Origin of the sequence: Pseudomonas sp. WOUb67, from assembly GCF_050058005.1 — a bacterium.
Lineage (GTDB): Bacteria > Pseudomonadota > Gammaproteobacteria > Pseudomonadales > Pseudomonadaceae > Aquipseudomonas > Aquipseudomonas putida_R.
This window is the reverse complement of sequence record NZ_CP170112.1, coordinates 2,536,658-2,557,594: the sequence shown is the minus strand read 5'-3', so window position 1 is coordinate 2,557,594 and position 20,937 is coordinate 2,536,658. Positions and strand designations below refer to the sequence as shown.

Annotated in this window: 16 protein-coding genes; 8 read left to right on the top strand and 8 right to left on the bottom strand. The window is 62.9% G+C overall.

Annotation, left to right across the window (positions count from 1 at the left end):
- Positions 1 to 183 precede the first annotated feature (183 nt).
- The 4 genes from ligA to ABOC32_RS11625 form a co-directional block, all read right to left on the bottom strand.
- Complete coding sequence (gene ligA, locus ABOC32_RS11640; protein WP_426811107.1) at positions 184 to 2,514, bottom strand: NAD-dependent DNA ligase LigA; 2,331 nt, start codon at positions 2,512 to 2,514, stop codon at positions 184 to 186.
- A gap of 217 nt (positions 2,515 to 2,731) precedes the next feature.
- A complete protein-coding gene (zipA, locus tag ABOC32_RS11635) occupies positions 2,732 to 3,622 on the bottom strand; it encodes a cell division protein ZipA (protein WP_234226773.1) in 891 nt (296 codons plus the stop codon).
- A 205-nt stretch (positions 3,623 to 3,827) separates the two neighbouring features.
- On the bottom strand, positions 3,828 to 7,316 hold the full coding sequence (gene smc / locus ABOC32_RS11630) for a chromosome segregation protein SMC (protein ID WP_426811106.1): 3,489 nt from the start codon (positions 7,314 to 7,316) through the stop codon (positions 3,828 to 3,830).
- Positions 7,317 to 7,319: 3 nt separating this feature from the next.
- The gene (locus tag ABOC32_RS11625; RefSeq protein WP_016498621.1) at positions 7,320 to 7,979 is read right to left on the bottom strand and encodes a GntR family transcriptional regulator; all 660 of its coding nucleotides are present in this window, start codon (positions 7,977 to 7,979) and stop codon (positions 7,320 to 7,322) included.
- 268 nt (positions 7,980 to 8,247) lie between these two features.
- On the opposite strand from ABOC32_RS11625, the gene xdhA reads away from it, so the two are divergent.
- The 4 genes from xdhA to guaD all read left to right on the top strand — a co-directional run bounded on the left by xdhA (position 8,248) and on the right by guaD (position 14,404).
- The gene (gene xdhA, locus ABOC32_RS11620) at positions 8,248 to 9,702 is read left to right on the top strand and encodes a xanthine dehydrogenase small subunit (RefSeq protein ID WP_043197254.1); all 1,455 of its coding nucleotides are present in this window, start codon (positions 8,248 to 8,250) and stop codon (positions 9,700 to 9,702) included.
- Positions 9,695 to 12,094, top strand: a complete 2,400-nt coding sequence (gene xdhB, locus ABOC32_RS11615) for a xanthine dehydrogenase molybdopterin binding subunit (protein WP_426811105.1) — start codon at positions 9,695 to 9,697, stop codon at positions 12,092 to 12,094. The genes xdhA and xdhB overlap by 8 nt, the downstream gene beginning before the upstream one ends.
- Positions 12,095 to 12,243: 149 nt before the next feature.
- Entirely contained in the window at positions 12,244 to 13,089 is an 846-nt protein-coding gene (xdhC, locus tag ABOC32_RS11610) for a xanthine dehydrogenase accessory protein XdhC (RefSeq protein ID WP_426811104.1), read from the top strand.
- A gap of 10 nt (positions 13,090 to 13,099) precedes the next feature.
- Positions 13,100 to 14,404, top strand: a complete 1,305-nt coding sequence (gene guaD / locus ABOC32_RS11605; protein ID WP_043197248.1) for a guanine deaminase — start codon at positions 13,100 to 13,102, stop codon at positions 14,402 to 14,404.
- Here guaD and aqpZ read toward each other — a convergent pair.
- Positions 14,401 to 15,099: an aquaporin Z gene (gene aqpZ, locus ABOC32_RS11600; protein ID WP_019472843.1), complete on the bottom strand. Its 699-nt coding sequence runs from the start codon at positions 15,097 to 15,099 to the stop codon at positions 14,401 to 14,403. The genes guaD and aqpZ overlap by 4 nt on opposite strands.
- A 236-nt stretch (positions 15,100 to 15,335) precedes the next feature.
- Positions 15,336 to 16,091, bottom strand: a complete 756-nt coding sequence (locus ABOC32_RS11595) for a GntR family transcriptional regulator (RefSeq protein WP_012273431.1) — start codon at positions 16,089 to 16,091, stop codon at positions 15,336 to 15,338.
- Between the two features lie 284 nt (positions 16,092 to 16,375).
- Between ABOC32_RS11595 and ABOC32_RS11590 the strand changes: the two genes are divergently transcribed.
- Both ABOC32_RS11590 and ABOC32_RS11585 read left to right on the top strand, forming a co-directional pair.
- Entirely contained in the window at positions 16,376 to 17,725 is a 1,350-nt protein-coding gene (locus ABOC32_RS11590) for an NCS2 family permease (protein ID WP_019471483.1), read from the top strand.
- A gap of 165 nt (positions 17,726 to 17,890) precedes the next feature.
- Positions 17,891 to 18,634 carry an RHS repeat-associated core domain-containing protein gene (locus ABOC32_RS11585; protein WP_426811103.1) on the top strand — a complete coding sequence of 248 codons (744 nt, stop codon included), beginning with the start codon at positions 17,891 to 17,893 and terminating at the stop codon, positions 18,632 to 18,634.
- A gap of 60 nt (positions 18,635 to 18,694) precedes the next feature.
- Here the strand turns inward: ABOC32_RS11585 and uraH are convergent, their stop codons facing one another.
- Both uraH and ABOC32_RS11575 read right to left on the bottom strand, forming a co-directional pair.
- Positions 18,695 to 19,048, bottom strand: coding sequence for a hydroxyisourate hydrolase (gene uraH / locus ABOC32_RS11580; RefSeq protein ID WP_198749790.1), 354 nt, complete (start codon positions 19,046 to 19,048; stop codon positions 18,695 to 18,697).
- 17 nt (positions 19,049 to 19,065) lie between these two features.
- Entirely contained in the window at positions 19,066 to 19,371 is a 306-nt protein-coding gene (locus tag ABOC32_RS11575; RefSeq protein WP_426811102.1) for a hypothetical protein, read from the bottom strand.
- 76 nt (positions 19,372 to 19,447) lie between these two features.
- Here ABOC32_RS11575 and puuE point away from each other — a divergent pair, with 76 nt between their 5' ends.
- Both puuE and uraD read left to right on the top strand, forming a co-directional pair.
- Positions 19,448 to 20,374, top strand: a complete 927-nt coding sequence (gene puuE / locus ABOC32_RS11570; protein ID WP_426811101.1) for an allantoinase PuuE — start codon at positions 19,448 to 19,450, stop codon at positions 20,372 to 20,374.
- Positions 20,374 to 20,889, top strand: coding sequence for a 2-oxo-4-hydroxy-4-carboxy-5-ureidoimidazoline decarboxylase (uraD, locus tag ABOC32_RS11565; protein ID WP_234226763.1), 516 nt, complete (start codon positions 20,374 to 20,376; stop codon positions 20,887 to 20,889). The genes puuE and uraD overlap by 1 nt, the downstream gene beginning before the upstream one ends.
- Positions 20,890 to 20,937 lie beyond the last annotated feature (48 nt).

The window sequence follows — 20,937 nt, the reverse complement described above, 5'->3', positions numbered from 1 at the left end:
TGACGCATGATCAGCGCAGGCCCTGTGGGAGCGGCCCGCGAACACCGGCGCAGCCGGTGCCATTCATCGCGTCGCCTGCTTCGCGGGCATGCCCGCTCCCACAGTGTCTGCATCAGCCCTTAGCCTTTGTGCAAGACAGTTACCCTACAAAGATTGTGCATACCTCTGGATCGAGATTCAGCCTTAGATAGCGATGCCCTGCTCAGCCAGGAATGTGACGAAAGTATCTTCGTCCAGCACCTTCACGCCCAGCTCAGCAGCCTTGGCCAGCTTGGAGCCTGCCCCCGGCCCTGCCACCACGCAGTGGGTCTTGCCAGACACCGAACCGGCCACCTTGGCCCCCAGGCTTTCCAGCTTGTCCTTGGCGATGTCGCGGCTCATGCGCTCCAGGGTACCGGTCAGCACCCAGGTCTGGCCGGCCAGCGGCAAGCCTTCGGCTACTTTCTTCTCGCTGCTCCAATGCATACCGAAGGCCAGCAACTGGGCTTCGATGGCCCGCGCCAGTTTCTGGTTCGCTTCATCCTTGAAGAACTCGCGCACTGCATCAGCCTGCTTGGCCGCCAGGGCCTGGCGCAGGTCGATGCCGTCGGCGGCGATGATCTTGTCCAGGCTGTCGAGCTTGGCCACCAGCTTCTCGGCACCGGTTGGGCCTACCGAGGCGATGTCGAGCTTGGCGATCATCCCGGCCAAGGTGGTGCTGGCAGCGAATTCTGCAGCCAGTTCGCCTTCGTCCTGTAATTGCATGCCGCTGGCCAGAAGCTGTTCAATGACCTTCTGGTTATGCTCGTCTTCGAAGAAGTTGTGAATCTCGTAGGCCACTTCCAGGCCGATGTCCGGCAGGTAAGTGAGCACCTGCGGCAGCGCCTGCTGCACGCGCGCCAGGCTGCCCAGCGAGCGGGCCAGCACCTTGGCGGTCTCTTCGCCTACATCCGGAATGCCCAGGGCGTAGATGAAGCGCGCCAGGCTCGGGCGCTTGCTGGCTTCGATGGCGTCCAGCAGCTTCTTGCTGGACACCTCGGCAAAGCCTTCAAGGCCGACAATCTGCTCGAACTCCAGCTTGTACAGGTCCGCTGGCGAGCGGATCAGGCCTTCGTCCACCAGTTGCTCGACGCTCTTCTCGCCCAGGCCGTCGATGTCCATGGCACGGCGCGACACGTAGTGAATGATCGCCTGCTTGAGCTGGGCGCCACAGGCCAGGCGACCGACACAGCGGTACACCGCACCTTCGCTGGTGGTTTCCTTGCCTTTGCTGCGCTTGACCAGCTGGGTACGTTCGACCTGCGAGCCACACACCGGGCACTCGCTCGGCACTGCTACCGGGCGGGCATCTTCCGGGCGCCGCTCCAGCACTACCTGCATCACCTGCGGGATCACGTCGCCGGCACGGCGGATGATCACCGTGTCACCGATGCGCAGGCCCAGGCGGGCGATTTCGTCCATGTTGTGCAAGGTGGCGTTGGACACGGTCACACCGGCAACCTTGACCGGCTTCAGGCGCGCCACAGGCGTTACCGCGCCGGTGCGGCCTACCTGGAACTCGACGTCCAGCACCTCGGTCAGCTCTTCCATGGCCGGGAACTTGTGGGCGATCGCCCAGCGTGGCTCGCGGGCACGGAAGCCCAATTCGCGTTGCGCCGCCAGGCTGTTGACCTTGAACACCACGCCGTCGATCTCGTAGGGCAGGCTGTTGCGCCGCTCGCCAATGTCGCGGTAGTAGGCCAGGCACTCATCGATGCCGGCAGCGTGCCTGAGCTCGTGACTGATCGGCAGGCCCCAGGCCTTGAGCTGCTCCAGAGTGCCGATGTGGCTGTCGCCAATGCTCTGAGACACCTGGCCGACGCCATAGCAGCAGAACTCCAGCGGGCGGCTGGCGGTAATCTTCGAATCCAGCTGACGCAGGCTGCCGGCGGCGGCGTTGCGCGGGTTGGCGAAGGTCTTGCCGCCGGCTTCGGCCTGGGCAGCATTGAGCCGGTCGAAACCGGCCTTGCTCATGTACACCTCGCCGCGCACTTCCAGCACTGCGGGCCAGCCTTCGCCCTGCAGCTTGAGCGGGATGTTGCGCACGGTGCGCACGTTGGCGCTGATATCCTCGCCGGTGGTGCCGTCACCCCGGGTGGCGCCCTGCACCAGCTGACCGTCGCGGTACAGCAGGCTCACCGCCAAGCCGTCGAGCTTGGGTTCACAGCTGTAGTCGACCGCACCGGGCTGGTCGAGGCCTTCTACCACGCGGCGGCCGAATTCACGCAGGTCCGTTTCTTCGAAGGCGTTGCCCAGGCTGAGCATGGGCACTTCGTGGCGCACCTGGCTGAACGCGGACAACGCCTCGCCACCGACGCGCTGGGTTGGCGAATCGGGGGTTACCAGGTGGGGGTGTTCAGCCTCAAGCGCCTTGAGTTCGTTGAACAGGCGGTCGTATTCGGCATCGGGCACGCTGGGTTCGTCGAGCACGTAGTAGCGGTAGTTGTGCTGGTCGAGTTCGGCACGCAGTTCGTGGATACGGGTTTCGGCAGTCATGGGGTTGTCTTCTCTTGCAAAGCAAAAGAGCAGCCAGGATGGGCATGGGGTGAGAATGGTTGTTGCCTGCACTGGCCTCTTCGCGGCACAAGGCCGCTCCTACAAGGGAACGCGGTCACCTGTAGGAGCGGCCTTGTGCCGCGAAGAGGCCGGTGCAGGTAACAACGGTACCCGAACCGACCAGCACGCCCTCAGGCTGCTCTTTCGTCTGGATCTGTCAGCGCTTCTGGGTCAGCGCGCGGCGCTCGAATTCGACGATGCGCTGGCGGTAGTGCTCGATGGTCTGGGCGGTCAGCACGCTGCGCTGGTCGTCCTTGAGCTCGCCGTTGAGTTCGTGGGCCAGCTTGCGTGCTGCGGCCACCATCACGTCGAAGGCCTGCTTCGGATGACGCGGGCCCGGCAGGCCAAGGAAGAAGCTCACCGCACGGGTGCTGAAATGGTCGATGTCGTCCAGGTCGAACACGCCAGGTTTCACCGCGTTGGCCATGGAGAACAGCACTTCGCCGTGACCGGCCATGCTTTCGTGGCGGTGGAAGATGTCCATTTCGCCAAAGCGCAGGCCGCTTTCCAGTATGTTCTGCAGCAATGCCGGGCCCTTGAAGCCGCCTTCGTCACGGGAGATCACGCTGATCACCAGCACTTCCTCGGCCGGTGGCAGCTCCTTGAGGCTGGTGGCAGGCGCTGGCCCGCTGCTGCGGGTATTGTCGGCGGCAAAGTCGTCATCACTGTCGGCAAACAGGTCGGGCTCGCGCGAGTCGGCACTCAGGTTCAGGTCACCCTGCTGCACATCCGCCGCTGCGGTGGCGCGCTTGTTGCGCTTGCTGGCCTTGGCCGGCTTGGGCTCGCGTTCGCGGTCACGCGAAGAAGCGCTGAGCGACGGCAGGTCGCTTTCGTCCAGCTCAGGCTCCTTGTGGGCATCCAGCACCCGCGACGGGCCGAGCACTTCGGCGCTGCCACCCTCTTCGTCCGGCTGGTTGGAATAACTGCGATCCAGACGGAATTTCAACTTGCCTTTCCCGCCGCGCATGCGGCGCCAGCCGTCGAAAAGAATCCCGGCAATGACAATGATGCCGATGACGATCAGCCACTCGCGCAGACCGATTTCCATGTAATCCCGTGCCTCTATAAAAATATGCTTGAAAACAAAGGGTTCAAAGCCCTTTAACACGTGGCGCCAACTCTATGTTCTGACAGGCGTTTTACCCACGCAAAAAACGAGTGACATTAAGCTAGCACGACCAAAGACAACTTTACACCGTCTGTCGCACATGACGGGGGCATTTCGCTACAGAATGTGCCCCCATCTTCGCGCATCAAGCGTCGACCATGGCCATGGCCGCCTCCACATCAACTGCAACAAGACGTGAACAACCTGGTTCATGCATGGTCACCCCCATCAATTGGTCCGCCATCTCCATGGCAATCTTGTTATGGGTGATGTAGATGAACTGCACGCTCTCACTCATTTCCTTGACCAGGCGCGCGTAGCGCCCGACGTTGGCATCGTCCAGCGGTGCATCGACTTCGTCGAGCATGCAGAACGGTGCGGGGTTCAACTTGAAGATGGCAAACACCAACGCCAACGCGGTCAGTGCCTTCTCGCCGCCGGACAGCAGATGGATGGTGCTGTTCTTCTTGCCCGGTGGTCGCGCCATGATCGTCACCCCTGTATCGAGTAGATCTTCGCCCGTCAGTTCCAGATAAGCGCTGCCACCACCGAAAACTTTTGGGAAAAGTGCCTGTAATCCGGCATTTATCTGATCAAAGGTATCCTTGAAGCGGTTGCGCGTTTCCTTGTCGATCTTGCGGATGACGTTTTCCAGGGTCTCCAGGGCTTCGACCAGGTCGGCGTCCTGCGCGTCCAGGTAGCGCTTGCGCTCGGACTGCTGCTCGTATTCCTCGATGGCCGCCAGGTTGATCGCGCCCAGGCGCTGGATGCGGGCTTCAAGCTGCTCCAGTTCCTGTTCGGTACCCTGCTCGCTGGCCTCGGCCTCCAGGGTGGCGAGCACGCCTTGCAGGTCGTAGCCATCGGCCAGCAACTGCTCCTGCAGGGTTTTGCGTCGCACATCCAGGCCCTGGCACTCCAGGCGCAGTGTTTCCAGCTGGCCGCGCAGCAGTTGGGCTTGCTGCTCGGCCTGGGTGCGGCGCTTTTCGGCATCACGCAGTTCGCGGTCGGCCTCGTCCATGTGCAGGCGGGCCTTGCGCATTTCCTCGTCGACGCTCATGCGCCGCTCCAGCAGCTCTTCAAGCCTCAGGCGCAGTTCTTCTTGCGGGGCCTCACCCTCTTCCAGGTTCAGGCTCAGTTGCTCCTGGCGCTCGGTCAGGCGCGCGGCCTGCTGCTCCAGGCGCTCCAGGGCCTGATGGGTGGAGTCGTGCTGGGCGCGCAGCGAACCCAGGCGCACGGCCAGCTGGTGGGCGTGATCCTTGTGCTGGCGGGCCTCCTGACGCACCCGATCGAGGCCTTCGCGCAGGGTGTCGCGGCGGGCCATCAACTGCTCACGCTGCTCGGTGTCCTGGGCCATCAGCTCCAGGGCCTCCTGCAGCAGCAAGCGCGCTTCGCCCAGCTGCTCATGCTCCAGGGCGCGCTGCTCTTCCAGCTCGGCCAGTTCTTCAAGCAGGCGCCGACGCCGCAACTCGACCTGCTCGGCACGGGCACGGCTGGCCGACAGGCTGGCGTTCAGTTCGCCATGCAGACGGTTTTCTTCCTGGGTGCGGCGGCGCAACTGTTCGCGCTGCTCTTCCTGGTCCAGTTGCTGCTCGCGCAGGGCCTGCAGCTGTTGCTCCAACTGCTCCAGTGCCGCCTCCTGCTCATGCTGCTCCTGGCCCAGGCGCTCGATCTCCTGGCCGCGCGCCAGCACGCCGCCTTCGGCTTCACCCCCTCGGCGCACCCGCAGGAAGTGCCGGCCAACCCAGTAGCCATCGCGGCTGACCAGGCTCTGCCCTTCGCCAAGCGACGCGCGCTGCGCCAGCGCCTGAGCCAGGTCTTCCACCGGTTTTACCTGCCCTAACCAAGGCGCCAGATCGATACGGCCCTCTACCTTTTCCAGCAGGCTGCCGGGCAACGACGAGCCATTGCCGCTGGCCTGCAGCAAGCGCAACTCACCTTGCTCCAGGCCCGTGAAATCGAGCACGTTGAAATCGTCCACCAGCACGGCCTGCAGATCGGCGCCAAGCACCGTTTCTACCGCCAGCTCCCAACCCGGCTCTACCCGCAAGTCTTCTGCCAGGCGTGGCTGTTGCTCCAGACCTTGGCCTTGCAGCCAGCCTGCAGCGCCAGCGCCTGGCTCCAGTGCGGCCTGCTGCAAGGCTTCGAGCGAAGCCAGGCGCCCCCCCAGGCGCTGCAGGTCGCCCTGCGCCTGCTGCTGGGCCTGGGTGGCCTGTTGCAGTTGCTCGCGCGCGCTTTCCAGGCGCTCGACCACCTGTTCTTCAGACAGCTGCAGTTCTTCCAGCAGCATTTCACTGCTGGCCAGCTGCTCGGCCAATTCGAGCATGGCCGCATCCTGCGGGTCACTACCCAGTTGCTCGCGTTCCTCGCCCAGCTTGCGCTGACGCTCGGCCAAACGCTCCAGGCTGGCTTCCAGCTGTTGCAGGCGCGCCTGCTGCACTTCAGCCTGGCGGCGTGGTTCGGCGGAGCGGCTGTTGAAGCTGTCCCACTGTTCCTGCCAGCCGTGCATGCCCGACTCGGCCTCTTCAAGGGCCGCGGCGGCCTCTTCGGCGGCAGCCAGGGTCATTTCCTGCTCGGGCTCGAGCATGGCCAGCTCTTCGCCCAGGGTGGCCAGCAAGGTGCGGTCGTGGCCCAGGTGCGATTCGGTCTCCAGGCGCGTGCGCTCGGCTTCCTTGAAGTCGTCCTGCAACTGGCGCAGGCGCTGCTGGCCGTGCTGGATACTCTGCTCGACCCGGGCGATGTCACCGGCTACCGAGTAGAAGCGGCCCTGCACCTGGTTGAAGCGTTCGGACAATTCGTGATGGCCATCGCGCAGGCGCTCGATGCTGGCATCGGCATTGCGCTGCTCGGCCACCAACGCCTCATGGGACACATCCTGGTCGCCAATCACCGACTCGCGCTGGCGCACCTGTTCGTCCAGGCCGCGCCAGCGCAAGGCCGACAGGCGTGCCTTTGACTGGCGCTCCTGGGCTTTGTACTCGCGGTACTTCTCGGCCGCCTGGGCCTGGCGGTGCAGGCGCTCCAGCTGGCGCTCCAGCTCTTCGCGCAGGTCGGTCAGACGCGCCAGGTTTTCCTGGGTGCGGCGGATGCGGTTCTCGGTTTCGCGGCGGCGCTCCTTGTACTTGGAGATGCCAGCGGCTTCCTCGATAAAGTTGCGCAGCTCCTCGGGCTTGGCTTCGATCAGCTTGGAGATCATGCCCTGCTCGATGATCGAATAGCTGCGCGGCCCAAGGCCGGTACCGAGGAAAATATCAGTGATGTCGCGCCGGCGGCACTTGGTGCCGTTGAGGTAATAGCTGTTCTGCCCGTCGCGAGTGACCTTGCGGCGGATCGAGATTTCGGCGTAGGCGGCATATTCGCCGACCAAGGTGGTTTCGCTGTTGTCGAACACCAGTTCGATGCTGGCCTGGCTGACCGGCTTGCGGCCACTGGAGCCGTTGAAGATGACGTCGGTCATCGACTCGCCGCGCAGGTTTTTTGCCGAACTTTCGCCCATCACCCAGCGCACCGCGTCGATGATGTTGGACTTGCCACAGCCATTGGGGCCGACCACGGCCGCCATGTTGCTGGGGAAATTGACCGTGGTCGGGTCGACAAACGACTTGAAGCCGGCCAGGCGAATGCACTTCAGGCGCATCGGTCAGCCTCGGGCCAGCGCCGCCAGCACCAGTTCGCAGCTGCGCTGGCCGTAGGCGGTAAGCACCTCGCGAATGCGCGGCAGGTCGCGGGCGACCACGGCGTCGAGCAGGCGGGCAAACAGGTCGAGGTAGTCGATCATGTTGGCCTGGCGCTGGTCCAGCGACAGGTAGTAGGCACGGCTCATGGCCGGCTGCAGGTTTTCCACGGTTTCCTGCAGGAACGGGTTGTCGGCGAACGGATAGGCCGCGCGCATCACCGCGAAGCTGTCGGCGACAAACGTCTTGATGTCGAGCTGGTCATGGGCGCGCTGCAGGCGCTGCTGAATATCCAGAAACGGGCGCAGGTCGGCATCGGTGCGCCATTTTTGCGCAACCGCGTTGCCCAGCAGGATGTAGAACTCGCCCATCAGGGAACACAGGCTGCGCACGCTGCGCTCGTCCAGCACGGTCACGTGGGCACCCCGGCGCGGCAAGATTGCCACCAGGTGCCGGCGTTCGAGGATCAGCAACGCTTCGCGCACCGAGCCGCGGCTGACGTTGAGGGCCAAGGTCACCTTCTGCTCCTGGATACGCTCGCCTGGCGCCAGCTCGCCGCGGATGATGCGTTCGGCCAGGTAATCGGCAATCTGCTCGGAGAGGCTGTCCGGGGCCTTGAACGTCATGGTTTTCCTTCAAAATCATTGAACTGGGCACAAGGGGCGGATTGTAGCGTACTTGGGCGGTAATCGCGCAGAGGGGCCAGGCGGTTTATTTGACCTGCCAGACAGCCGCACGCCCGGCGCGATCTATGCTTGTTCTATAGGCAATGTGTTCGGCCGGGCGTTGACTTGAGCAATTTCCTGACCTTTGAGTCAGAAAAATATTGACCTGATAGACAGGTGTTGCTTAGAGTCCGCCCAACAACAATAAAACCATTGCGAGGCCATCCCCGTGATCCAGTTTCTCGTCAACCAGGAGCTGCGTAATGAGCACGCCCTGGACCCGAACATGACGGTGCTGCAGTACCTGCGCGAGCACCTGGGCAAACCCGGCACCAAGGAGGGCTGCGCCAGTGGTGACTGCGGCGCCTGCACCGTGGTGGTAGGCGAATTGACCCAGGACGAACAAGGCAACGACAGCCTGCGCTACCGCAGCCTCAACTCGTGCCTCACCTTTGTCTCGTCGCTGCACGGCAAGCAACTGATCAGCGTCGAAGGCCTCAAGCACCAGGGCCAACTGCACAGCGTGCAACAGGCTATGGCCGATTGCCATGGTTCGCAATGCGGCTTCTGCACCCCAGGCTTTGTCATGTCGCTGTTCGCCCTGCAAAAGAACAGCAGCGGCCCCGACCTGCACCAGGCCCAGGAAGCCCTGGCCGGCAACCTGTGCCGTTGCACCGGCTACCGCCCGATCCTCGACGCCGCCGAGCAGAGCTGCCGCCAGCCCTGTCGCGACCAGTTCGATGCCCAGCAGGCGCAAACCATCAGCCGCCTCAAGGCCATTACCCCGACCCAGACCGGCGAGCTGAACAGCGGCGACAAGCGTTGCCTGGTGCCGCTGACCGTGGCCGACCTGGCCGACCTGTACAGCTCGCACCCCGAAGCCCGCCTGCTGGCCGGTGGTACCGACCTGGCCCTGGAAGTGACCCAGTTCCACAAGACCTTGCCGGTGATGATCTATGTCGGCCACGTGGCCGAGCTCAAGCGCATCGAAAAAACCGCCAGCCACCTGGAAATCGGCGCTGCCACCCCGCTTACCGACTGCTACGGCGCACTCCACGAGGAGTACCCGGACTTCGGCGACCTGCTGCACCGCTTCGCCTCGCTGCAGATCCGCAACCAGGGCACCCTGGGCGGCAATATCGGCAACGCCTCGCCCATCGGCGACTCGCCTCCCCTGCTGATTGCCCTGGACGCGCAGATCGTCCTGCGCCAAGGCGAGCGCCAGCGCACCATGGCACTGGAAGACTACTTCATCGACTACCGCATCACTGCCCGCCAGGACAGCGAGTTCATCGAGAAGATCATCGTGCCTCGCGCCACCAGCGACTGGGCGTTCCGCGCCTATAAAGTGTCCAAGCGCCTGGACGACGACATTTCTGCGGTGTGCGCGGCCTTCAACCTGAGCATCGAAGACGGTGTGGTCAGTGGCGTGCGCATCGCCTTCGGCGGCATGGCGGCCATCCCCAAGCGCGCCCGCGCCTGCGAAGCAGCACTGCGCGGCAAGCCGTGGAACCAGGCCGCCATCGAGCGCGCCTGCCAGGCCCTGGCCGAGGACTTCACCCCGCTCAGCGACTTCCGCGCCAGCAAGGAGTACCGCCTGCTGACCGCGCAGAACCTGCTGCGCAAGTACTTCATCGAACAGCAAACGCCGCACATCGAAACCCGGGTGACCGCTTATGTCTAACCATCACGTAGCCAAGAGCCAGGCCGAGATGGCCGAGCTGTTCAGCCAGGACCTGACCACCGGGGTTGGCCGCAGCGTCAAGCACGACAGCGCCGACAAGCATGTATCCGGCGAGGCGCTGTACATCGACGACCGCCTGGAATTCCCCAACCAGCTGCACGTCTATGCGCGCACCGCCGACCGCGCCCATGCGCGCATCCTGCGCATCGACACCGCGCCGTGCTATGCCTTCGAGGGTGTGCGCATCGCCATCACCCACGAAGACATCCCCGGCCTGAAAGACATCGGCCCGGTGGTGGCCGGTGACCCGCTGCTGGCCATCGACAAGGTCGAGTTCTTCGGCCAGCCGGTGCTTGCCGTGGCCGCCCGCGACCTGGAAACCGCACGCCGCGCCGCCATGGCCGCCATCGTCGAATACGAAGACCTGGAGCCGGTGCTGGATGTAGTCGATGCGCTGCGCAAGAAGCACTTCGTGCTCGACAGCCACACCCACCAGCGCGGCGACTCCGCTGCCGCCCTGGCCAGCGCCCCGCATCGCATTCAGGGCACCCTGCACATCGGCGGCCAGGAACACTTCTACCTGGAAACGCAGATTTCCTCGGTGATGCCTACCGAAGACGGCGGCATGATCGTCTACTGCTCCACGCAGAACCCCACCGAAGTGCAGAAGCTGGTGGCCGAAGTGCTCGACGTACCGATGAACAAGGTGGTGCTGGACATGCGCCGCATGGGTGGCGGTTTTGGCGGCAAGGAAACCCAGGCCGCCAGCCCCGCCTGCCTGTGTGCGGTGGTGGCGCGCCTGACCGGCCAGCCGACCAAGATGCGCCTGCCGCGGGTCGAAGACATGACCATGACCGGCAAGCGCCACCCGTTCTATGTCGAATATGACGTGGGGTTTGACGACAACGGCCGGCTGCACGGCATCAACTTCGACCTGGCCGGCAACTGCGGGTACTCGCCCGACCTGTCGGGCTCGATCGTCGACCGCGCCATGTTCCACTCCGACAACGCCTACTACCTGGGCGATGCCACCGTGCATGGTCACCGCTGCAAGACCAACACCGCCTCCAACACCGCCTACCGCGGCTTCGGCGGCCCGCAGGGCATGGTCGCCATCGAGCAGGTGATGGACCATATCGCCCGCCACCTGGGCCGTGACCCGCTGGCGGTGCGCAAGGCCAACTACTACGGCAAGACCGAGCGTAACGTCACCCACTACTACCAGACCGTCGAGCACAACATGCTCGAAGAGATGACCGCCGACCTGGAAGCCAGCAGCGACTACGCCGAGCGCCGCGAGTCGATCCGCCGCTTCAATGCCAACAGCCCGGTGCTGAAGAAGGGCCTGGCGCTGACGCCGGTCAAGTTCGGTATCTCGTTCACCGCCACCTTCCTCAACCAGGCCGGGGCGCTGATCCACATTTATACCGACGGCAGCATTCACCTGAACCACGGCGGCACCGAGATGGGCCAGGGCCTGAACACCAAGGTGGCACAGGTGGTGGCGCAGATTTTCCAGGTGGATTTCAGCCGTATCCAGATCACCGCCACCAACACCGACAAGGTACCCAATACCTCGCCAACCGCCGCCTCCAGTGGCGCCGACCTGAACGGCAAGGCGGCGCAGAACGCGGCCGAAATTCTCAAGAAGCGCCTGACCGAGTTCGCGGCACGGCACTACAACGTCACCGAAGAAGACGTCGAGTTCCGCAACGGCCATGTGCGTATGCGCGACCAGATCGTCAGCTTCGAGCAACTGGTGCAGCAGGCCTACTTCGCCCAGGTGTCGCTGTCGACCACAGGCTTCTACCGCACGCCGAAAATCTTCTACGACCGCGGCCAGGCACGCGGCCGGCCGTTCTACTACTACGCCTTCGGCGCCGCCTGCGTGGAAGTGATCGTGGACACCCTGACCGGCGAATACAAGATGCTGCGCGCCGACATCCTGCACGACGTGGGCGACTCGCTGAACCCGGCCATCGACATCGGCCAGGTGGAGGGCGGGTTCATCCAGGGCATGGGCTGGCTGACCACCGAAGAACTGGTGTGGAACGCCAAGGGCAAACTGATGACCAACGGCCCGGCCAGCTACAAGATCCCGGCCGTGGCCGACATGCCGCTGGACCTGCGGGTGAAGCTGGTGGAAAACCGCAAGAACCCGGAAGACACCGTGTTCCACTCCAAGGCCGTGGGCGAACCGCCGTTCATGCTCGGCATTGCGGCCTGGTGTGCGATCAAGGATGCCGTGGCCAGCCTTGCCGACTACCGCGTGCAGCCAAACATCGACGCGCCGGCGACACCGGAGCGGGTGCTGTGGGGGTGTGAGCAGATGCGCAAGGCGGTGGCTGAAACCCAACCTGCCGAACAGGAATTGGAAACCGTCACCCACTGAGGCTGGGTGGGCGCCTGTACGGGCCCTATCGCCGGCAAGCCGGGCTCCCACAGGTACTGCACCGCCGGCAAGCCCTGTGTAGTACCTGTGGGAGCCTGGCTTGCCAGCGATAGGGCCAGAACAAGCCACCCGGAATGAGGAACTGCATCATGCACCAATGGATCAACGCCCTCGCCGACCACCAGTCCCGTGGCGAAGCCTGTGTACTGGTGACCATCATCGAGGAGCGCGGCTCGACCCCGCGCAACGCAGGCTCGAAGATGGTCGTCAGCGCCAGTGGCCTGTTCGACACCATCGGCGGCGGCCACCTGGAATACAAGGCCCTGCACATCGCCCGGCAAATGCTCGAAGAACAGCGCACCACCCCACACCTGGAGCGCTTCAGCCTTGGCGCCAGCCTGGGCCAGTGCTGCGGCGGCGTCACCGTGCTGCTGTTCGAGCCCATGGCCGCCGTGCAGGCGCAAATCGCCGTGTTCGGCGCGGGCCATGTCGGCCGGGCTCTGGTACCCTTGCTCGCCGCGCTGCCCTGCCGGGTGCGCTGGATCGACTCGCGCGAACAGGAATTCCCCGAGTTCATCCCCAACGGGGTGACCAAGGTCGTCAGTGAGGAACCGGTCGACGAAGTCGCAGACCTGCCACCAGGCAGCTACTGCATCGTCATGACCCACAACCACCAGCTCGACCTGGAGCTGACCGCCGCCATTCTAAAGCGCAACGACTTCACCTGGTTCGGCCTGATCGGCTCGAAGACCAAACGGGTCAAGTTCGAGCACCGCCTGCGCGAGCGCGGCTACGACGAGGCCGTGCTGGCACGCATGCGCTGCCCGATGGGCCTGCCCGAGGTAAAGGGCAAGTTGCCCATCGAAATCGCCGTGTCCATCGCCGGCGAAATCATCGCCACCTACAACGCCTGCTTCGGCCAGCACGACGCTGCCGCCAATGCCGGCCCCATTGCCCAGTTGCTGCCGCCCTCCCGGCGCAGCCAAGCTATTTGACGAGTGTGTTATGACCGTTACCCGCAAAGCCTACCGTGCCGCCATCCTGCACAGCATCGCCGACCCGGCCGAGGTAGGCCTGGAGGCTTCCCATGAGTACTTCGAAGACGGCCTGCTGGTGGTCGACGATGGCCGCATCAGCGCCATCGGCCACGCCAGCGACCTGCTGCCGACCCTGGACGCCGGCATCCCGGTGGAGCACTACCAGGACGCGCTGATCACCCCGGGCTTCATCGACACCCATATCCATTTCCCGCAGACCGGCATGATCGGCTCCTACGGCGAGCAACTGCTGGACTGGCTGAACACCTACACCTTCCCCTGCGAAAAGCAGTTCGCCGACAAAGCGCACGCCGACCAGGTGGCGAAAATCTTCCTCAAGGAACTGCTGCGCAACGGCACCACCACCGCGCTGGTATTCGGCAGCGTGCACCCGGAATCGGTCAATGCGCTGTTCGAGGAGGCTGAGCGCCTGGACCTGCGCCTGATCGCCGGCAAGGTGATGATGGACCGCAACGCGCCGGACTACCTGACCGACACTGCCGAATCCGGCTATGCCGAGAGCAAGGCGCTGATCGAGCGCTGGCATGGCAAGGGCCGCCTGCACTACGCGGTTACCCCACGCTTCGCCCCGACCAGCACGCCGGAACAGCTGACCCTGGCCGGCCAGTTGCTCAAGGAACACCCGGGCGTGTACATGCACACGCACCTGTCGGAAAACCTCAAGGAAATCGACTGGGTCAAGTCGCTGTTCCCCGAGCAGAAGGGTTACCTGGACGTGTACGACCACTTCGAGCTGCTGGGCGAGCGCTCGGTGTTTGCCCACGGCGTGCACCTGTGCGACGACGAATGCCAGCGCCTGGCCGAAACCGGCTCGGCCGTGGCCTTCTGCCCCACCTCCAACCTGTTCCTCGGCAGCGGCCTGTTCAACCTGCCCCAGGCTGAGCGCTTCAAGGTCAACGTGGGCCTGGGTACCGATGTGGGCGCCGGCACCAGCTTCTCGCTGCTCAACACCCTGAACGAAGCGTACAAGGTGATGCAGTTGCAAGGCGCACGCCTGCACCCGTACAAATCGCTGTACCTGGCCACCCTCGGCGGCGCCCGCGCCCTGCGCCTGGACGACCGCATCGGCAGCCTGCGCCCGGGCAACGATGCCGACTTCGTGGTGCTGGACTACAAGGCCACGCCGCTGCTGGACTACCGCATTCAGCAGTCCAACAGCATTGAAGAGACCTTGTTCGTGCTCACCACCCTGGGCGACGACCGCACTGTGCGTGAAACCTACGCCGCAGGGCGTTGCGTGCACCAGCGCTAAGGCTCTTTTGCAAGGCCCCGGTACAGCGCGCCGCCGATTGCAGCCCCGATCAGCGGCGCCACCCAGAACAGCCACAGCTGTTGCAGGGCCCAGCCACCGACGAACAAGGCCGGCCCCGTGCTACGCGCGGGGTTGACCGAGGTGTTGGTCACCGGAATGGAGATCAGGTGGATCAGAGTCAGGGCCAGGCCGATGGCAATGGGCGCGAAACCTGCCGGCGCACGGGAGTCTGTGGCACCCATGATCACCACCAGGAACATCGCCGTCATCACCACTTCACTGATGAAACCCGCACCCAGCGTATAACCACCGGGCGAGTGGTCGGCGTAGCCATTCGAAGCCAACCCCGAAGACAGCTCGAAACCGGCCTTGCCGCTGGCGATGAGGTAGATCACCCCCGCCGCCAGGATGGCGCCAATCACTTGCGCGATCACGTAGGGCAGCAGCTCTTTGGCAGGAAAGCGCCCACCGACCACCAGCCCGAACGACACGGCAGGGTTAAGGTGGCAGCCAGAGATATGGCCGATGGCGAAGGCCATGGTCAGCACTGTGAGGCCGAAGGCGAAAGCAACACCGAGAACGCCGATACCGAGAGGGGAACTGGCAGCGAGTACCGCACTGCCACAGCCACCAAGCACCAGCCAGAAGGTGCCGATCAGTTCGGCCCCCATGCGTTTACCGAGGGACATGCTCATGAACCCATTCCTCAAGAAGTTGAACGCAACGAATGCGCAAGCCCAACTGCTTGATGAAGGTTTGCTCACAAGAATTTAGCAGACCTTTGGCTGATGGCCAGAAATGACTGGGGGCCGCTTCGCGCCCCATTCGCAGCACAAGGCTGCTCCAACAGGGATCGCGTAACACCTGTAGGAGCAGCCTTGTGCTGCGAATGGGCTGCAAAGCAGCCCCCTTCAATCACCTTGGCAAACGATCAACCCTTGGCCGAAACCTTGGGCTTTTTCAGCAAATGCGAGAACACCGCATGCAGATCGTCCGAGGCGCTTTCCTCGTCCAGGTTCAGCTTGCTGTCGATGTGGTCCATGTGGTGCATCATCAGGCTCACGGCCTGCTCGGCATCACGCGCCTCGATGGCATCGATCAGCTGCATGTGCTCGTCATATGAGCAGTGCGAGCGGTTGCCGCTTTCGTACTGGGCAATGATCAGCGAGGTTTGCGACACCAGGCTGCGCTGGAAGCTCACCAGCGGCGCATTGCCCGCAGCTTCAGCCAGCTTGAGGTGGAATTCGCCGGAAAGACGAATGCCGGCACCGCGGTCACCGCGCGAGAAGCTGTCGCGCTCTTCGCGCACCATCTGCCGCAGTTCGTTGAGCTGGTCCAGGGTGGCGTGCTGCACGGCCAGTTCGGTAATGGCCCGCTCCACCATGCGCCGCGAGAAGAACACCTGGCGCGCCTCTTCCACCGTCGGGCTGGCCACCACCGCACCGCGGTTCGGCCGCAGCAGCACCACGCTTTCGTGGGCCAGGCGCGACAGGGCGCGGCGGATGATGGTGCGGCTGACGCCGAAGATTTCGCCCAGCGCTTCCTCGCTCAACTTGGTGCCCGGCGCCAGGCGCTGCTCGAGGATCGCCTCGAAAATGTGCGCGTAGACGATGTCGTCCTGGGTACCACTGCGGCCGGCCTTGCCGACACGTGCAGGTTTCTTCAGAGGTTGCAGCTGTTCGTTCATGGGCTCTCGAGGCACGAAGAGAAAGTATGGCGCCATTGTACACAGGCTGAGGCGATTCCGCAGGGGGCGTTTTACCTATATAGCCGTTGTACGACGCATTGCGCACACAAAACATAAAACATTATTTGCATTCTTTGTACACAAAAGCATAATCCACCGAGCAACTTCTTGACCCATGAGTCAACAAAACGGTCAGACGTCTGCCTTCCCTCGTGGGGCCGCCAAGTGCATCGCTCAGGAAACTGGCCCCAACAACAACAAGAAAGACTTGAGGAGTACTCGCTGTGGAAAGCCGCAAATCCGAAGCCCCTACGCTGGATCTCGCCCCACCGCTCGAAACAAGCTGGCTGGAGCGGATTTTCAAACTCAAGCAACACGGCAGCACCGTCAAGACCGAAATGATCGCCGGGGTGACCACCTTCATCACCATGGCCTACATCATCTTCGTCAACCCCAACATCATGGCCGACGCCGGCATCGACCATGGTGCCGCCTTCGTCGCCACCTGCATCGCCGCCGCGCTGGGCTGCCTGCTGATGGGCCTGTACGCCAACTGGCCGGTGGGCCTGGCACCGGGCATGGGGCTTAACGCCTTCTTCACCTACACCGTGGTCGGCACCATGGGCTACAACTGGGAAACGGCGCTGGGGGCGGTATTCGTCTCGGGCGTGCTGTTCATGTTCCTGACCTTGTCAAAAGTGCGCGAATGGCTGCTGAACAGCATTCCGGTCAGCCTGCGCCATGCCATGGGGGCCGGCGTCGGATTGTTTCTCGGGCTGATCGGCCTGAAGACGGCGGGCATCATCGTCGACAGCCCGGCCACCCTGATCAAGCTGGGCTCGCTGCATGAGCCAGGCCCGCTGCTGGCGGCAATCTGCTTCCTGCTGATCGCCATCCTCAGCTACAAGCGCGTGTTCGGCGCGATCCTGATCAGCATCATCGGCGTCACCCTGGCGGGCTGGGGCCTGGGCCTGGTCAAGTTTGGCGGGGTGATGTCGATGCCGCCAAGCCTGGCACCGACCTGGATGGCCATGGATGTGGCTGGCGTGTTCAACGTCAGCATGATCAGCGTGGTGCTGGCGTTCCTGTTCGTGCACATGTTCGACACTGCCGGCACCCTGATGGGCGTGGCACAGCGGGCCAACCTGGTGGCGCCGGACGGGCGTATCGAAAACCTGTCGAAGGCGCTGAAGGCTGACAGTGCATCGAGCGTGTTCGGTGCGGTGGTGGGTGTGCCGCCGGTCACCAGCTATGTGGAAAGTGCTGCGGGTGTGGCGGCGGGCGGTCGTACTGGCCTGACTGCGGTGGTGGTCGGTTTGCTGTTCATCGCCGCGATGTTCTTTGCCCCACTGGCCGGGATGATTCCAGCCTACGCAACGGCCGGTGCGCTGATCTACGTGGCAATGCTGATGATGGGCAGCATGGCGCACATCCACTGGGACGAAGCCACCGACAGCATTCCGGCGATCGTCACAGTCATCATGATGCCGCTGACCTTCTCGGTAGCGGATGGTATTGCCTTGGGCTTCATCAGCTACGTCGCGCTGAAGGCAGGTACCGGCAAGTACAAGGAAATCTCCGCCAGCCTGTGGGTGCTGTGCGCGATCTTCATTGCCAAGTTTGTGTTCCTCTGACCTTCACTGCATCGATGAAAGGCGCTTCGGCGCCTTTTGTCATTTTCGACGCATCTGCAGGAACCGCATCTACCGGTGGACTGATATTTTTGTCAGGTGCAAGGTACATCAGGGTTTGTTACAAATCAGGGGAATCTCACAGGCGTTATCGCCAGAGGCTTACCAATGCTCAACATCGCCCTCCCCCCATCGGTCTATACCGCATACGGCTTCACCGGAGCAGACAAAAGCCGGATTGGTTTCAATGGAGAGTTCCGGGATACGGTTTCCGGATTTTACCCGCTCGGCAACGGCCACAGGGCATTCAGCCCCGTGCTGATGAGGTTCTTGAGTCCCGATGATTACAGCCCATTTCTAGAAGGTGGCTTGAATGCCTATGCATATTGCCTGGGAGACCCGGTAAACCTTATCGACCCCAATGGACGCAATGGTTTTTTTAAAGGCGTCGCCAAAACGCTCAAGAATATATTCATCCCTGGCGATGTTCCTATTGAACAGTTCTCCCCCACCCGCCAACGCTTGCACGAACAGGTCGACACGTCTTCGCAATGGGGACAAGCGACAGCGGTCATCAACAAGGCATTGGGTAGTAATGGGGATACCAGCATTCCTGACTGGAAGGCTGACAGCTATATCCAGCGATCACAGGATGCTTCAGCAAGTTTGAGCCCAAACAAGAAAAACAGCTTGAGTGAACCGACGCTATTTTTCGGTTCAAGTTTCGAGTGGGGCCAGGTGGCAGTAGAGGCCTTTCAACGCGGTAACAATGAACAGGCGGGGGCTGCAGCCGTGGGGCTCAGCTTCAACTCTGCAGGTGGGATCATGGCAGGTGCTGGAGTTCATTCGAACTACAAAACAGGCCGGATACTGTCCGCGCCTGCAAATCTACAAACCACCATTCGCAAATAAAAAAAGCCCGCCAGTGTGAGAGCGGGCTAAAGGACCTACGAAGATTCTTCTAGCGACCAACTAGCTTCCACGATAGGTCGAATAGCTGTACGGCGAGATCAGCAGCGGCACGTGGTAATGCTCTTGCGCCTCGTCGATGCCAAAACGCAGCACCACAACATCCAGGAACGCCTGGGCAGGCAACTGCACGCCACGGGCGCGGTAGTAATCGCCAGCGCTGAACTGCAACTGGTACACACCAGTGCGGTAGTCGTCACCCTGCAGCAGGGGCGCGTCGACGCGGCCGTCGCTGTTGGTCAGGGCGGTGTTCACCAGCTCCAGCTGCTGGCCTTCGACACGGTACAGCTCGACCTTGATCGAGCTGCCCGGGCAGCCATGCGCGGCATCCAGTACGTGTGTGGTCAAACGTCCCATTGCGTGTCGCCTCTTGTTCAATCTGTGGGCAAAAAATACTCAGCCATCGCACCGGCATAGTGCCTGCGGCAGGCGGGAATGACGCCATTAAGACATTCCATCGCAAAATTGTACACAATTTTTTGAACCCATCCGTCGCACCCGGCGTTTTCTGCCCATAAACGACCCATCGGTCGCAGATACAGGCCCCGTAACGAGGCAAACGTCATTAGCTGACCAATCAGGCAGGTTTCTTGCACTGTGTTTCCAGGTCGCTGCGCGGCGACAAAAGGAAAGAAATGCGGAAAAACAGGCTTACAAAAGATTTCAGAAGTTGTATACAATCAGCCCATCCGGTGGTGCGACATACCGACGCGGCCCGCCCACCACCCGCACTAACGCACAAGAAGGAAGACTGCAGTGAGCGCTGACTACCCTCGCGACCTGATCGGTTACGGCAACAACCCTCCTCACCCGCAATGGCCGGGCAACGCTCGCATCGCGCTGTCTTTCGTCCTCAATTACGAGGAAGGTGGCGAACGCAACATCCTGCACGGTGACAAAGAGTCCGAAGCCTTCCTGTCCGAGATGGTCGCTGCCCAGCCGCTGCAGGGCCAGCGCAACATGAGCATGGAGTCGCTGTACGAATACGGCAGCCGTGCTGGCGTGTGGCGCTTGCTGAAGCTGTTCAAGGACAGCGGCGTGCCGTTGACCGTCTTCGCCGTGGCCATGGCCGCCCAGCGCCACCCCGACGTGATCCGCGCCATGGCCGAAGCCGGCCATGAGATCTGCAGCCACGGCTACCGCTGGATCGACTACCAGAACATGGACGAGGCCCAGGAGCGCGAGCACATGCTCGAAGCCATCCGCATCCTCACCGAACTTACCGGCGAGCGCCCGGTGGGCTGGTACACCGGCCGCACCGGCCCGAACACCCGCCGCCTGGTGATGGAAGAAGGTGGTTTCCTGTACGACAGCGACACCTACGACGACGACCTGCCCTACTGGGAGCCGAACAACCCCACCGGCAAGCCGCACCTGGTGATCCCCTACACCCTGGACACCAACGACATGCGCTTCACCCAGGTACAGGGTTTCAACTGCGGCGAGCAGTTCTTCCAGTACCTGAAGGACGCGTTCGACGTGCTGTACGCCGAAGGCGCCGAAGCACCGAAGATGCTCTCCATCGGCCTGCACTGCCGCCTGGTCGGCCGCCCGGCGCGCCTGGCCGCGCTGAAGCGCTTCGTCGACTACGCCAAGAGCCATGAACAGGTCTGGTTCGCCCGTCGTGCGGACATCGCCCGCCACTGGCACGCCACCCACCCGTACAAGAAAGAGAACGCCTGATGACCGCCTTCAACACCCTCAAGCCTTCCGCCCTGGGCCGCGACGCCTTCGTCAAGGCTTTCGCCGACATCTACGAGCACTCGCCGTGGGTGGCCGAAAAAGCCTATGACCTGGGCCAATTGGGCGAGCTGGACGAGATCGAGGCGCTGCACCAGCGCATGAGCGACATCCTGCTCAGCGCCAACCACGCCGACCAGTTGGCACTGATCAACGCTCACCCGGACCTCGCCGGCAAAGCCGCCGTCCAGGGCGAGCTGACCGAATCGAGCACCAACGAGCAGGCTGGCGCTGGCATCCACCAGTGCACCGCCGAAGAGTTCGCCCGCTTCACCGAACTGAACGATGCCTACAAGGCCAAGTTCCAGTTCCCGTTCATCATGGCGGTGAAGGGCAGCAACCGGCACCAGATCCTCGCCGCCTTTGAAAAACGCATCCACAACGATGCCGATGCCGAATTCAAGGAAGCCCTGGCGCAGATCAACCTGATCGCCCTGTTCCGCCTGCTGCAGTTGTAAGCGACAGCCGAACCTATTTCAGTACAACGAACATATAAGAGAGACCCG